This window comes from Lentibacillus sediminis (genome assembly GCF_002763455.1).
In the GTDB taxonomy this organism is placed as follows: Bacteria; Bacillota; Bacilli; order Bacillales; family Amphibacillaceae; genus Lentibacillus_D; species Lentibacillus_D sediminis_A.
The window spans coordinates 155,491-170,430 of record NZ_NIXK01000006.1 but is presented as its reverse complement, the minus strand read 5'-3'; the positions used below and the strand labels follow the sequence as shown (position 1 = coordinate 170,430).

The window sequence follows — 14,940 nt, the reverse complement described above, 5'->3', positions numbered from 1 at the left end:
ACGTGGTAGTTTATAGAGATTTTGTGCTATAAACAATCTTTTTTGGAAACACCCTTATACCGTCATTATTTTTCCTTTTCCTCTCCTGGAATGATAAACTAATAGCAGAAAGCTTAGAACGGAGGACATGCATATGGCAAATAAACTCGTACTAATCGACGGAAACAGCATTATTTATCGGGCATTCTTTGCCTTGCCGCTCTTAAATAACGACAAAGGTGTTTATACAAATGCCGTTTATGGGTTTACAACCATGCTATTAAGGATTCTTGAAGAGGAGAAGCCAACACATATGCTGGTGGCTTTTGATGCGGGCAAGACGACTTTTCGGCATGAAACGTATAAAGAGTACAAAGGAGGCCGGCAAAAAACCCCACCGGAGCTGTCCGAACAGTTTCCACTTTTAAAAGAGGTACTTGATGCATTTGGGATACCGCATTACCAGCTGGAACAGTACGAAGCGGATGATATTATCGGAACCCTCGCTCAAGAGACGGAGAACCAAGCGGATTGGGAAACTACCGTTATTTCCGGAGATAAGGACCTGCTGCAGCTTGCTTCCGACAACGTGACTGTTAACCTGACGAAAAAAGGAATCAGCGAGGTGGAAAAATATACACCGGCCCATCTGAAGGAAAAAATGGAGATCACACCGGAACAGATTCTTGATTTAAAAGCACTAATGGGCGACAGTTCCGATAACATTCCGGGGGTGCCGGGTGTCGGGGAAAAAACCTCAATCAAGCTGCTGAAACAATTCGGCACGCTCGAGAAATTGTACGAGCAAGTTGATGAAGTGAGCGGAAAAAAACTCAAAGAAAAACTGACAAATTACCGGGACGAAGCGTTTATGAGCAAGGAACTCGTCACGATTAACCGCACCTCCCCTGTCACCATTAAGCTGGAGAATTTGGGCTACGCAGGCTATCCGTCTCACAAAGTCAGCAGTATTTTTAAAGATCTTGGTTTCCAGTCACTAATTGGCAGGATTGATGGAGAAGCCAGTGAAGACGATGATGCTGGAGCGCTTGAACTGGAAGAGATCGATGTGACAGTTGCCGAGGAAATTCATGATGAGATGTTTAGTGGTGAAGCCGCACTTGTAGCGGAAATGCTCGGTGAAAACTATCATACAGCTAAGGTGGAAGGTTTCGGACTCGTCAATGACAAGGGTAATTATTTTATTCCGACCGACCTGGCAGTGAATTCACCTGTCTTTAAGCATTGGGCCGAGGACAGCAGTCAAGCCAAGTATGTGTTTGACGCCAAGAAAACGGTCGTTGCCCTCTTAAAGCACGGCATCCATGTAAAAGGCATCACCTTTGACATGCTGCTCAGCTCCTATTTGCTGAATCCTGCTGAAAACAACCATGATATCCCGGCAATCGCCCGCCGGATGGGAAAACATCAGGTGCTTTATGATGAAGAGGTATACGGCAAAGGAGCAAAATTAAAGCTGGCCGAAGAACCAGTGCTGGCAGAACATGTTGCCCGAAAAACAAAAATGCTCTTTTCACTGAAAGAAGAAATGGAAGAACAGCTGAAGGAAAATGAGCAGTATACCCTGTACAAGGAACTGGAGATGCCGCTTGCGCTGATTCTTGGTGAGATGGAGCATTTAGGAGTCCAAGTCGATATCAAACAACTGGAGGAAATCGGCACCGACCTGAAAGAGCGCCTGGATGAGCTGGAAAAAGGCATCTATGCCCTCGCCGGAAAAGAATTTAACCTGAATTCTCCAAAACAGCTGGGGCCGATTTTGTTTGAAGAACTGAAGCTTCCGGTAATCAAGAAAACAAAAACCGGTTATTCCACTGCGGCCGATGTGCTGGAGCAGCTGGAATCCGAGCATGAGATCATTCCAAAGCTCCTGCTTTACCGCCAGCTTGGCAAATTGCAGTCCACCTATATTGAAGGATTGTTAAAGGTGGCCGACCCGGAAACAAAGAAAATCCATACCCGCTTCAATCAGGCATTGACACAGACAGGACGGCTCAGCTCGATTGAACCAAATTTGCAGAATATCCCGATCCGCTTGGAAGAAGGCCGGAAGATTCGCAAGGCATTTGTCCCTGCCAAAGAGGATTGGATTATTTTTGCCTCCGATTATTCACAAATCGAACTGCGGGTGCTGGCCCATATTGCAGGTGATGAAAAACTTGTTGCTGCCTTCAATGAGGGAATGGATATTCATACCCAGACGGCGATGGATGTTTTTCAAGTGAATAAAGAGGATGTCACTGCCAACATGCGCCGCCAGGCCAAAGCAGTCAACTTCGGGATTGTGTATGGTATCAGTGACTACGGACTTTCCCAAAGCCTTGGTATCACAAGAAAAGAGGCCAAGCAGTTTATTGATAATTATCTGGACAGCTATCCTGGGGTGAAGGCTTACATGGAGGATATCGTTCAGGAAGCCAAGCATCAGGGTTATGTCACAACACTTATGAAGCGGAGAAGGTATCTCCCGGAAATTACAAGCAGAAACTTTAACCGCAGAAGCTTTGCCGAGCGTACAGCAATGAATACACCGATTCAGGGCAGTGCTGCGGATATTATCAAAAAAGCCATGATCGACCTGCATGGAAAGCTGAAGCAGGAAAAGCTGCAGGCACGGATGCTCTTGCAGGTGCATGACGAATTGATTGTGGAAGCACCAAAGGACGAACTGGAGATACTGAAGGAAATCGTGCCGGAAATGATGGAAAACACGGTCGACCTGGCCGTGCCGCTTAAGGCTGATTACGCTTATGGCGACAGCTGGTTTGATGCAAAATAAGGGAGAATGAACGATGCCGGAATTACCAGAAGTAGAGACAATCAAGAATACATTAAAACAGTTTGTGATTGATAAAAAAATTGCCGATGTCGCCGTTTACTGGCCGAACATTATAAAAGCTCCTGAAGATGTGGAGGAATTTAAAACCAATCTGCTTGGTCAGACGATCCGGGATATCGGGCGCAGAGGGAAATTTCTTCTGTTTCAGCTGGACGATGTGGTGCTTGTTTCCCATTTGCGCATGGAAGGGAAATACAGCATCCATCCGAAAGAGGAACCAGTGAAGAAACATACGCATGTGATTTTTTCCTTTACCAATGGGGAGGAATTGCGTTATAACGATGTCCGCAAATTCGGCACGATGCATGTGTACAACAAAGGTGAGGAATTTGCCAACAAGCCTCTCAGCCTGCTTGGGCCGGATCCGTTTGACGAGACATTTACCCTGGATTATTTTTATCAAAGGTTGAAAAAAACCGACAGGGTAGTCAAGGCTGCGCTTCTTGATCAGTCGATTGTGACAGGCCTTGGAAATATTTATGTGGATGAAACGCTGTTTAAGGCAAATGTCCACCCGCTGAAACGGGCGAGCAAATTGACGCGCAAGGAAGTCAACGCGATTCGTGAACAGGCAATCGACACCTTGGCGAACGCCGTGAGAATGGGCGGGACAACCATTCGTTCCTATGTCAACAGCCAGGGGGAGATGGGCATGTTCCAGCAGGATTTGTTCGTGTATGGGCAGGAAGATAAGGCCTGCCGCAACTGCGGGAATCCGATTGTGAAAATGAAAATCGGCGGACGGGGCACGCACATCTGCACCACCTGTCAGAAGTAGCCGGAGAAAGAGGTGTATTTAAATGACGCTTACGATTGGACTGACCGGAAGCATCGCCAGCGGAAAAAGCACTGTTTCCCTGATGTTTGATGATTTTGATATACCGGTAATTGATGCAGATAAGATTTCACGGGAGGTTGTCCAGCCTGGCGAGAATGCCTACAGGGAAATCATCGAAACATTCGGCGAGGACGTGCTGCGTGCAGACAAAACCCTTGATCGCGAAAAACTCGGCAGCATTATTTTTGCGGATAAAGAAAAGAGGGAGCAGCTGAACGGGATTGTTCATCCAGCTGTACGGAAAAAAATGCTTGAGAAGAAACAGGCCTTTATTGATGCTGGTGCAGCATGTGTGGTGCTTGATATCCCGCTATTGTTTGAAAGCAAATTAACCCATTTTGTGGACAAAACACTGGTGGTTTATGTGGACGAGAACATGCAGCTGGAGCGGTTGATGGACCGGAACGGCTACACCGAAGAAGAAGCAAGACAGCGGATCGAAACACAAATGCCGGTTAAAGAAAAGGCGGAACTGGCGGATTTTGTGATTGATAATAATGGGAGTAAACAGGAGTCTTATGAGCAGTTGGAGGAGTTGTTGAGGGAGTGGAAGGTTGCTGAATAGATAGTGTGTAAGGCTGGGATGGATTTTTATCTGTCCTGGTCTTTTTGTTTTTTTGGGGTACAGTAAGGTTGTTAAAATACCAATAAAATTTTTGGGAAATTCGTTCTTTGGATTATAATAAAACTAATTGAACAGGCTTTTTTTATGATTTCACTGACAAAAAGTTTTTTGCTGATATGGATATTGATCTTCGACTAAAGGGCCATAGTGTGGAATAAGAGTTGCGCCATTGCTTTCTATGATCCGTTCGAGGAACTAATATCTGTAAAAAGGGTAAACACATTAATTATTAACACTGCAGCGCATTAATAAGATAACTTAAAATATTTGAAACTTTATTCCTGTAGGTACGTAATAAAGGAAAGCGTTTATTTTATTTAAAGGAGCCGAAAAAATGTCTACAACCTTAATTATTACCCTAATTCTTATCGGAGGTATTTCTTTGGCAGCAATCGGTTTTTATATTATGTTTAAATTCTACAGTTGGAAATTGTGTCTGAACCAGGCCGGTTTTGATTGCTGAATAATTATTATACATGCAGTATTTGGATATCAATATAATTATCTTAAAGAAGAGGGGAATAAAAATGAAAATAGATGAATCGAATAATCACTTTGTCGCTGGTAATGCTGAAGAGCTGCTTTCTGCATTAGAGAAAAAAGAGTCATATATATTAATTCCACAGCATTTCAAAGAAGAGTTTTTGGAGAATACGCAATTACCTTTGACAGAAAAAGAGCAAATGGGTTTTGAATTAGGTTTTCGGGGTGCAGCAAACTTATCATCCAGTCCTTTTTTTCATTTCATAAACTGGCTTAGTAAAGATAGTAAACAACAAAAAAGGATAGACAGTAAAATCCGTAAGTACACACTTAAAAGTCAAGGGGACAATCTTCTTTTGTATTTGCGTCAATTAGATTATTAAGCCATCGGGAGCGATTAAGGTTATATGGATCAGCGTCCTAATTACCAGGGTCAATTTGCCGAAAGGTGGGAGTTGTATTGCAAAAATGCCAAAACTGCAATGTTTCATTTAGCTGGAGTGTAGTTTATAAGTCGTTTTGGGGATTGAGGGGATATAAACCAATTGAATGTGATAACTGTTGTGCGAAACACAAAATTACTATTCCCGGCAGGCTAACTTTTGTAGCGCTCACTATGTTGCCAATGTTGGTTTTAACAAACTTTATAAATTTCTATACATCTCTTAATAATATTATTGCAACGTTGGGAATCGGCCTTGCTATTTTGTTTATTGGCTCTTTATTTACACCATATTTGGTTAGGTTCAAGGTTGTTTAGCTTTATTTCCATGAATTTTTTTACTTTATTAAATTTGATGAAAGCCCTTTAATGGAATAACTTTTAATTGTAAGTAATAAGGAGTTTGTGAAGGATTGATCTTAAACTAACTAGGCAGGATTGTTTAAGAAGAAATATGATTGGAGGTATTCTTATGCTATTAGAACAAGGAGTAATGGGATTGTTAATTGGCGGATTTTCAATTGTTATGGGTATTACGATTTTAGTTACGGTCTTTCTTTGGATTAAAAACAAAAAGAATAGTTCAGGGTATATCTGGACATTATTGCACTTAATATCATTCTCTATTGCAGTATATTTTGCATTAAAGTCTATTGACTTTGACTATAATCATCCGATGGCATCAGAAGAAATTTCCCTTCAAATAGGTATTTTTGGTGTAGTTTGGGCATTGAGTATGCTTTGTTTAGTAATTGCATTATTTTGTTTTTCAAAGAGGAGGAATTCTGCTTCCTAAACAAACTTGTGCGTTAGTTCAATTAGCTATCTGCAAAAATCATAACCTTAATTATTCCATAAAAGGGCGCCTATCTTGAATAAGATGGATACCTTAATTTCGCGAAAATTAATGAATCGAATTACTTATTTTGGAATAATTAGTACAAAGCAATAGGCAGGATAGTGGAAGACTCATTTTCGAGATGGCAGATAGTTTGAAACTAAATTAGAGTAATGTCGTATGTAAATAAGGAGAATGAGGCGAATTGTTGAAGTTCTAAAAAAAGGAGCTCTCGTCTTATGAGCAATGTAAATCAAAAAACTAATTTTGGGGGATTTATATTTGGATGTTAAGGTTATAAGTTTTGGTGAGAAACCTATTGGAGCTATAGAATTAATGACACTATATAGGAATGCTGGTTGGTGGGAAGAACGAAATGAACAGGACATAGACAGAATGTTAAGTCAAGTAATTTCAGTTGGTGCTTGGAAAAATGATGTTCTCGTTGGGTTTTCAAGAGCAATTACTGATAGTAAATTCAGGGCATACATTGAAGATGTTGTAGTACATAAAGAATTACATCATAAAGGCATAGGTTCAAAACTTATATCAAATTTATTAGAGGAACTATCTCACATTGATGTTATTAGTTTGTTCTGTGAAGAAGAGTTAATTCCTTTTTATGAGAAAAATAAGTTTAAAAATAGTAAATCTCAATTTGTGATGCATAGAAAATAGAGTAAATGGTATTTAGGTAACGGGTGCAAGAATCGAATAGAACGTCTTTTTGAACTAGGAATGATAAATGACATAGGAATATACGATCGGGCCATTTAACAGAATACAAGGGGGCTCTTATGGAATTAAGATTAGAAGCGCTTTTATTATGTAAGATCAAGGTTAGATAAAAAAGGGGTTTCATTTAAATGATATCTTGTTTTCGCTAACGGGGAGTTTAATGGAGAAACAGAAATGTTTTTCGAAACTTACTCATCAGTTCAAATGTATAAATAAAGGGGGGATTCCTTTGCTTAAATATCTGGGTATTGGTGTATTCATAACCATTGTCGCTTTGATAGTCGGTGCCTTTACAGGTGACTGGAACTTATTTTTCATAATCACTGGGGTAGCGGCAATTGTTCCCTTATTATTATCAGGTTTGTTAACGGGGGCTTTTGTTGATGGTGACAGAAGTAGAGCTAATTATCACACAGAAACAAAAGAAGATAGACTGGGGAAAAACAAATGGGTTAGAAGATTCTTATTAATTGGTGCTCCTAACTTTTGTTTATTAATTATATTAGTAGTAATAGAATTAGTGACAAAATAATTTTGCGGAATGGTATACGGGCTGAAATTTATTAAGCAGCAATAGGACAACTGTTTTACAACCATTTAGGGAAGTATTATCCAGGGAGTCTATATCATGAAAAGAACCTTAATTGAATTTTATTTTAAGAAACTCGAAATATATTGAGGGAGGTAGTGGATTTTTGTGATTCAGATATTTGCTATTTTTGGATTTTATTTGTTGCCTATCTATTGTATTGTTTTCTGTTTAAATCTCGTATCAATCATTAAGAAGATTAAATATGAAGAGGATACGAATAAAAATACTCTATGGGTTACAATTTCTTTTATACTAATTATTTGTACCCTTGCCTCACTTACAACTTTAAACTCGTAATTAAATGACTTCTATTTCTAAATTTAGGGTGCATTGCTCGGATATATTATACGAGGGGGGGAACTCATGACCACAAAATATGTACAATGGGGAGAATCAAAAGTAAAGCTAACTTGGAAAATTGCTAAGACACTTCCTCCAGAAGAACAAATTACAAGTGTTCACGGATTCTGTTTTAAAGATGACAAGCTACTTTTAGTCAACTTAAACCAAAGAGGTTGGGACATACCGGGAGGCCATATTGATAATGGAGAAACTACTGAAGAATGTTTTAGGCGTGAGGCATTTGAAGAAGGTTATATTACAGGAAGTTGCTCTCTTTTGGGGCATATTATCGTTGATCATAATAAAAACCCAAACTGGGATGAAAATAGTCCTTATCCAAAAGTAGGGTATCAAGTTTTTTATCGTATGGACATTGACCAATTACATGTCTTTCAAGCTAAGTATGAGTCGGGTGAAAGAATACTTATAAAACCTGGTGAAGTAACAGAGTATTATCATGGTTGGAACGAGCTGTACCAAGAAGTGCTAGATTATGCTTCGAGCCAGTATTTGTAGTTAGTGGTGGGTTAGGCTATTTGCTCATAAATCTGATTTGAAGGAAGGATGAGTCAATTTATGCTTATTATCGGTGCATTGATACTACCATTTTTTATCTATGCACTTGTAACGGAGTTTAAGCTTTTAAGAAGTGATGAATCGAAGGATAAAAAAGAACAAATATTAGCTTATTCATCTAAATATGCACTTGGTGTGTTTCCAATCGGATGGGTTATCCTCCATTTATATCACAATTTCATTGCAAGCATACCGTATGAAACATACAGGGATGCGATGTGGGTATTATTATTGCTGTTAGTCACCGTTCATGGATTTGCAATCAATTTTTATAAAAAAAGAATGCAGCAATCGAATGCTATTCAGAAATAAATACTATTTAGGAATTAGAAGCTAATCTCTAATTAATTAAAAGAAGGATTAATTTTTGTTTGGATGCTGATCTTCATCTAAAGGGCCATTGTCGTAAAGTATATTGGGGGGGATAAAATGGATCAAGAAGAGCGAACAAGACCGTTTGTTATAACAGGTTTTATACTGCTCGCCTTCGCTTTTTTATTCAAGTGGAGATTTATATATAGCGAACCTGTTGGAGATCGATTGCTTGGATTTATTGGTATACCCACATGGTCCAATGGAAATATGGGCTTACATTACACAGCCATCGTTGCTATCTTATTATTGATTATAGGGTTGTTTCTTCTGGCTAAACGGTATAGTGGAAAAATGATTTTTATTTTCTTTCTTGTTTTTACGATCTTACCCTCTGATTTGTTTGCTAATGTGTATCAATCAAGTTTTGCAAAAGGTATTTATGCATTGGAATTCTATCAAGATGACAGCCATTGTGAATATGATACAAATGATTCAGGTATTCTTGTGGGCAAATGCACACTTTCCTTTAGGAACCATAGTAATCAGAGTTCGACTTTTCATGTTTCAGTCCATCCTAAATATGACAGCAAGGGTTTTAATGCTTTGGATATAATTAATCTGAAAGGCCAATTGGAAATTGAACCGCTCGAAAATAAAACGTTTGAAATTAGCTTCCGACAACCTCTTCACTCAACAATATATCAAGATGTAAGTGGCGAGATTTTTATATTTAACGTCAGAATTATTAGTGAAGATTATACAAGGGAGTTGTAAGTTAAAGAATTTGTGTGAGAGAACCCATTGAGCCTTGGAAAATACCCTGAATAGAACGTAATAGGTATTCCAAAATCGGGCCCTTTAATAGAATAATTCAAGCAGAAAATGATCAAATTTTTTTATGGAAATTCTTTTGAACGGAATAGTTTGAGAGCCTGTTTTGAACAATTTTTTCAAAACCAGGCTCCTTTTTTTCGCTAAATTAGGCTTAATTCATTTTGACAAAACCTTATTTTAAAGAAACAATATGCCTCTGAAATGATTCCGTTTTTTCCTCTTTATGTTTGTTTACTACCATATAGACATGTTGTATTGGTATATCGGTCTGGGAGATAAAAGGGATACGAGAAAGAAGACCCTTCTCTTCGTAATCACTGATAATGCTCTCCAGCATAAATCCTATGCCCTTTCTTCTTTGCATAAGACGCAGTGCCACGCCAGTGTGATCGACTCTGTACCGCATCGTTTCATGGTTTCCGATTTCCATCTCAAACCACTCAGAAAACGCAGGACCCCAATTATAGTGGATGAATGGGAAATTTTTCAGTTCTTCCCATGTAAATGAATCAAACTTCTTCACAATATCCGGAGCACCAGCCAGGAGTATAGCTTCCTTTTTTACAGTGCGGACATTGAATAAAGAAGAGGAAGGGGGATTATAAACAAACCCAATATCGATTAGCCCAATACGGATCTTTTCTATAATATCTGCAGAGTGTCCGGTGACTAAACGAATTGCTGTATTTGTATTGGCAGATTGATATTCATGAATCTGTTCAATGAGGGGAGTCTCCCAAAGAGAATTCATTCCACCTATCACCAGACGGCTGGTAAATTTCGATTGAATCCTTGCAGCCTTGATTCCCTCATCCATCATTTCCAGCGTTTGCTTGGCGTAATCAAGAAATACTTTTCCAGCCTCCGTGATCTCTACGTGACGTGTTTGTCTTCTAAACAGCTTTTCTCCAACTTCTTGCTCCAGTAATTTTACTCTTGAGGTAACGGTGGACTGCACAACGTTCATTTCCTCAGCCGTACGGGTGAAATTTTTTCTGTTAGCTAAAGAAACGAAGGTTTTTAACTGTTCCATGTCCATTGGTTTTCTCTCCTTATATTTATTCGTTTTTTGAATTAATACGATTAAAATAATTCGTTTAAATAATTAATTCCATTCTATTAATATAAAACATAGGAGGGATGGGATGTCAAAACAATCTTTTATTCTGGCGTTTTTAATTTTTATATTGTCTAGTGGGGGATATACTGCAATGCCTTTGTTCCCTTTACTGACAGATGTACATTCTATCACACTTGCACAAGCGGGAGCATTGACGGCAATTTATATTTTTTCACAGAAAGCAACACCAGTTTTTTTTGGTCCATTAGGCGATTTATATGGATATAAGCGAATAGCTATTATGGGGGAAATAATACGAGGGATAGGGTTTCTGGGAATAGGGAGCGTTTCCGATTATATTTTATTGCTGCTTTTTTCTTTTTTAGCGGGTTTGGGAGGAGGCTTTGCGGGACCATCCTTGCAATCACTAATGATGAAAAGCGCAAAAACAGAGGAAAGGACAAAAGTTTCTTCATTACGGGCAAGCGCATCAAATGCTGGCTTGCTGTTAGGTCCCATCCTTGCCGGCATAGTAATTTGGACAGGGCATTTTAATCTGATTTTTATCACAGCAGGGCTTTTGTATTTGCTTGGGGCTGTATCGCTATTGTTTTTTGTGAAACCTGTCAGCAGACCAGTAAGTATAAAAGGTATCCCTTTAAAACAAGTTGCAGAAATTCTTCGCAACAAGGGTTTCCTCCAACTACTTGTCTTTTCGTTTATGTTTTATGTATTGCTCGCCCAGTTATTTGTTACGCTGCCGGAGTATGCAAAACAATATACAAACCAGATTCAAGTATTGTTTTTGATCAACGGAATAATCGGCTTAACCTGTCAGTATCCTGCTGGGCTGTTAATAAGCAGATATAATAATGTGAGACTATTTTTGCTTGCTGGTGTAGCTTTGATTCTATCTTCTTTTCTTACGTTATCCTTGTGGCAACATTTTGCCGCATTATTTGTGGCGATCATTTTATTTACCATCGGAGAAGTTTTTATATTGCCGATTATAGAAACAGCAATTGCCAATTATTCCGATAAAACTGGGAATATGGGATTGTATTTTGGAGTCAGTAATTTAGCTGATGGACTGGGGAGGCCAGCTGGCAGTTTATTTGGGGGTTGGTTGTTTTATCTGATTTTCCCTTCCATGGTTTGGTTGATATTCGCTGCTTTCAGTGCAGTCATGCTTATTTATATTGCCATTATTTCGAGAAAAAGATCTATATAGGATTTCAGGCTGAAGGATGGAGTTTTCCACAGTAATCATCCAATTTCTTGTAAAAATAAGCAGGAATTTCCCCACCCGCCATAGAATATATTCAGTACTCTATTAATGAGGGTTTAAGGGTTTTTATGGAAAGAGTAGTATTCCGCATTGGGCCAGATTGTTTAAGAACATAGAACTGTTACGACTGAAAGAGAGGGTTTCTTGAAAGCTAAATGTCTCAAATTCAATGAATTTGGAAATCCCCATATGGCTGCCAAAAAAAGGAGGAGTTGAATCTGGATCTGTTATTGTTTATAGCTGTTTTAATTATTGTTACTCCTATCTGTCTTTTACTTCACGAGGTAGGTCATGGGATAGGAGCAATATCTTTTTCAAGATCTGATGTACATATCTATTTAGGGGTAATTGATGAGAATAATAAAGAAGACTTCAGAATTGGGAGGCTTCATTTTCACATTATATGGGGATATGAAGGGTACACCCATTGGGGAGACGGTTTAAATAAATGGCAAAGCTCAGCTGCACTTGCTGGTGGGCCCATAATGTCGCTATTTCTGGTACTTTTCTTTGAACTGTTAGCATTTTTAATTAATCAAAATGAACTTTCCCAATTGTTTACACTGTCCAAGGTAGTTTGTCTTATTCAATTCATTTTTACAATGATTCCAATCACTTATCCCCGTTGGATAAAGGGATTAGGTGGCTTTCCGTCTGATGGTTTGCAACTGTTGCGGGTATTAAGGGGTGAATATCACTAACATGTCAGTTTTAAGCAATACGAACTGGCGCGATTTTGGAAGATGGACAGCCCCAAAATGATCAAGCTTTTTTTAAAAAGGAGTTCTTCTTATTTAACGCAAAATCTGGGTTTACGAGGTATTTTTTATCATACTCTAATTCAAAGCTAAAATAAGATTATACCTGCCGGTTCAGTTAATTGAAAATAATGAAAAACGAGGTGGCTGTATGTTTGATCAATCTCCTTATGCTTGCCGTGTAGAATGGGGCAGACGTGGTGCAAGGGAGGCTTCCGAACGAGGGGATATTGTTATCATTGTTGATGTACTAAGTTTTTCATCAACTGTTATATCCGCTTTAAATTATGGAGCCATGATATTCCCTTACCCGCCTCATTTAGACGGAAAAAAGTTTGCTGAACAAGTGAACGCTGAATATACCTTAGGAAGAGCTGAGGCCGCAAAGGTTGGAAAACCAAGTTTATCCCCAGTTTCTTTTAATCAAGAACATGCTAATCGGAAATATGTATTATCCTCGCGTAACGGCTCGTTTTGTACCTGGATCGCATCTAAGGTTCCTGCTCTTTTGATTGGCGGCCTACTTAATGCCTCATCCGTTGCTTCACTGGCCAATCAATTAAGGTCACAGGTTAAAGCAAATATTACTGTTGTTCCCTGTGGTGAACAGTGGGTTGGGGTGAACAAAAATGAAGACAGTCTTCGTCCATCCATTGAAGATTACTTAGGTGCAGGGGCAATCCTTTCAGAATTAAAGGGAGATAAATCCCCGGAAGCAGAGGTGTGTATTGGTGCTTTCGAATATGGAAGACATAAGATTGGGGAGTTGGTTTGGGAATCTGGAAGTGGGAGGGAATTACGTGAACGAGGATTTGAGGCTGATGTTAAACACTGTAGTCAACTAAATGTTTATCAAAGTGTTCCGAAGTTACATAAAGATCATTTCGTAGATGCCAACTAGAAATATTGTTTTCGAAAAGGAATAGTATGGACAACGTAGGAAGTAGTAACTAAAGTTTTCTCTGCTATACCTCTACCAAGCTACACCAATAAAGATTTAATCAAGGGTGATTATGTTCTCTTGCCCATAAGGAGGGGTTTTATGAATTCGGAGGTATTAATAATTGGAGGAGGACCAGCAGGAATTGAAGCGGCTTTAACGGCTAGTCGATATACAAATAACGTAACGCTTGTAACTAAGGAGAATGTAGGAGAATGGAAGGCAGGATATACAAATATCTTCCTGTCCAATATTGATGACATAAGACAACAACGTTCTTTTTCTCTCCCGCTCGTACATAACATATATAATGATTGGGGAGAACAGCAGACGAGAAAAGTCCAGGAATCAGGGATGCAAATTTTATACGGAGAACCGTCGTTTCAAAGTACAAATTTAGTAAAGGTTGTGCAATCTGATGGAATGGAAGAGTTTATTTCCAGCAAGAAAATTATTATAGCTAATGGCTCGCGTCCAATCTTTCCAAAAAGCATACAACCTGATGGAGAAAAAATATTTTCATACCAAAACATCATGAAAATGGAGCAACTTCCAGCTACTATCATTATTATTGGAGATGGACCGATAGGGTATGAGATGGTAAATCTATTTCTTCAACTAAATGTGGATGTAACATGGTTGCTTCCAGAAAATCCCAATCAGCTACTGGATAAAGAGATTTTTGATTATATGCATTCCTATTATACGAAAAAGGGTGTAAAAATTGAAAGGGGCCCTTGGGTAAAGGAATTGAAAAATTGCGGAGACCAGGTAAAAGCAATTAGGGAAGATAATGAAGTATTTAAAGCAGAAGCAGCTTTTATCACACTAGGTTTTCGCTCCAATATTGACCAATTACATATTGAACTTGCTAATCTGAAATTGAATAGATATGGCACCGTTGACTCTAATGAATATGGTCAAACTGAAAACGAATCCATTTACATAGCTGGAGATGCACAGGCACCTCATTCTTTTACAGCAGTACAGGCTATGACGATGGCAAGAATTGCAACATTACATGCGTTAAATCTACAACCTGAAAGTGTTGAAATAAGCTCACTTCCGTTGTCCTTTAACGAGAATCCCCAAATAGCAACCGTTGGATATGTTAATACAGATGATAAAGAAGTAAACTATAAAAAAGTTCCCTATCAAAATCGCAATTTCAGATCGTTTATGTCTAATCAAAGAGAAGGATTTATTAAAATAGTTTGGAATAAGGACGGCGTTATTATCGGAGGAACATGTGTAGGATATCAAGCAAAGGATATCATAACCACAATTGAATTAATGATTAAAATGAGAACAACTATAGATCAAGCCCAATCTTTCTTCGGCAGCCATCCATCTGTTACAGAACTTCCTTTTATTGCACTACGTGAGTCTTAAATTATTAATCAAATTTTCGGAGTTAGATCACGCTCTGAAA

At 38.8% G+C, this 14,940-nt stretch carries 16 protein-coding genes; 15 read left to right on the top strand and 1 reads right to left on the bottom strand.

Going from position 1 to position 14,940, the window contains the following annotated elements:
• Positions 1-133: 133 nt before the first annotated feature.
• The 11 genes from polA (at position 134) to CEG13_RS11560 (ending at position 9,402) form a co-directional block, all read left to right on the top strand.
• Positions 134-2,779 carry a DNA polymerase I gene (gene polA, locus CEG13_RS11610; RefSeq protein WP_100012046.1) on the top strand — a complete coding sequence of 882 codons (2,646 nt, stop codon included), beginning with the start codon at positions 134-136 and terminating at the stop codon, positions 2,777-2,779.
• Between the two features lie 13 nt (positions 2,780-2,792).
• A complete protein-coding gene (gene mutM, locus CEG13_RS11605) occupies positions 2,793-3,617 on the top strand; it encodes a DNA-formamidopyrimidine glycosylase (protein WP_100012045.1) in 825 nt (274 codons plus the stop codon).
• Between the two features lie 22 nt (positions 3,618-3,639).
• Positions 3,640-4,242, top strand: a complete 603-nt coding sequence (gene coaE, locus CEG13_RS11600; protein WP_100012044.1) for a dephospho-CoA kinase — start codon at positions 3,640-3,642, stop codon at positions 4,240-4,242.
• A gap of 587 nt (positions 4,243-4,829) precedes the next feature.
• Entirely contained in the window at positions 4,830-5,168 is a 339-nt protein-coding gene (locus CEG13_RS11595) for a hypothetical protein (RefSeq protein WP_100012043.1), read from the top strand.
• A gap of 65 nt (positions 5,169-5,233) precedes the next feature.
• The gene (locus CEG13_RS19360) at positions 5,234-5,545 is read left to right on the top strand and encodes a TIGR04104 family putative zinc finger protein (protein WP_420843799.1); all 312 of its coding nucleotides are present in this window, start codon (positions 5,234-5,236) and stop codon (positions 5,543-5,545) included.
• A gap of 154 nt (positions 5,546-5,699) precedes the next feature.
• Positions 5,700-6,023, top strand: coding sequence for a hypothetical protein (locus CEG13_RS11585; RefSeq protein ID WP_239984633.1), 324 nt, complete (start codon positions 5,700-5,702; stop codon positions 6,021-6,023).
• A 378-nt stretch (positions 6,024-6,401) separates the two neighbouring features.
• Positions 6,402-6,743, top strand: coding sequence for a GNAT family N-acetyltransferase (locus CEG13_RS11580; RefSeq protein ID WP_143469673.1), 342 nt, complete (start codon positions 6,402-6,404; stop codon positions 6,741-6,743).
• Positions 6,744-7,032: 289 nt separating this feature from the next.
• Complete coding sequence (locus CEG13_RS11575; protein ID WP_100012040.1) at positions 7,033-7,335, top strand: DUF5316 domain-containing protein; 303 nt, start codon at positions 7,033-7,035, stop codon at positions 7,333-7,335.
• Between the two features lie 423 nt (positions 7,336-7,758).
• Positions 7,759-8,253 (top strand): NUDIX hydrolase, encoded by a 495-nt coding sequence (locus tag CEG13_RS11570; protein WP_100012039.1) that lies wholly within the window; start codon positions 7,759-7,761, stop codon positions 8,251-8,253.
• 60 nt (positions 8,254-8,313) lie between these two features.
• Entirely contained in the window at positions 8,314-8,625 is a 312-nt protein-coding gene (locus CEG13_RS11565) for a hypothetical protein (RefSeq protein ID WP_100012038.1), read from the top strand.
• A 117-nt stretch (positions 8,626-8,742) separates the two neighbouring features.
• On the top strand, positions 8,743-9,402 hold the full coding sequence (locus tag CEG13_RS11560) for a hypothetical protein (protein ID WP_100012037.1): 660 nt from the start codon (positions 8,743-8,745) through the stop codon (positions 9,400-9,402).
• Between the two features lie 232 nt (positions 9,403-9,634).
• Here the strand turns inward: CEG13_RS11560 and CEG13_RS11555 are convergent, their stop codons facing one another.
• Positions 9,635-10,495 (bottom strand): LysR family transcriptional regulator, encoded by an 861-nt coding sequence (locus CEG13_RS11555; RefSeq protein ID WP_158234675.1) that lies wholly within the window; start codon positions 10,493-10,495, stop codon positions 9,635-9,637.
• Between the two features lie 112 nt (positions 10,496-10,607).
• Between CEG13_RS11555 and CEG13_RS11550 the strand changes: the two genes are divergently transcribed.
• The 4 genes from CEG13_RS11550 to CEG13_RS11535 all read left to right on the top strand — a co-directional run bounded on the left by CEG13_RS11550 (position 10,608) and on the right by CEG13_RS11535 (position 14,900).
• Positions 10,608-11,753 carry an MFS transporter gene (locus tag CEG13_RS11550; protein WP_100012035.1) on the top strand — a complete coding sequence of 382 codons (1,146 nt, stop codon included), beginning with the start codon at positions 10,608-10,610 and terminating at the stop codon, positions 11,751-11,753.
• A gap of 269 nt (positions 11,754-12,022) precedes the next feature.
• Entirely contained in the window at positions 12,023-12,511 is a 489-nt protein-coding gene (locus CEG13_RS11545) for a hypothetical protein (protein ID WP_239984632.1), read from the top strand.
• 208 nt (positions 12,512-12,719) lie between these two features.
• Positions 12,720-13,469 carry a 2-phosphosulfolactate phosphatase gene (locus CEG13_RS11540; protein WP_100012034.1) on the top strand — a complete coding sequence of 250 codons (750 nt, stop codon included), beginning with the start codon at positions 12,720-12,722 and terminating at the stop codon, positions 13,467-13,469.
• Between the two features lie 141 nt (positions 13,470-13,610).
• Entirely contained in the window at positions 13,611-14,900 is a 1,290-nt protein-coding gene (locus CEG13_RS11535) for an FAD-dependent oxidoreductase (protein ID WP_100012033.1), read from the top strand.
• The last annotated feature ends 40 nt before the right edge of the window (positions 14,901-14,940 follow it).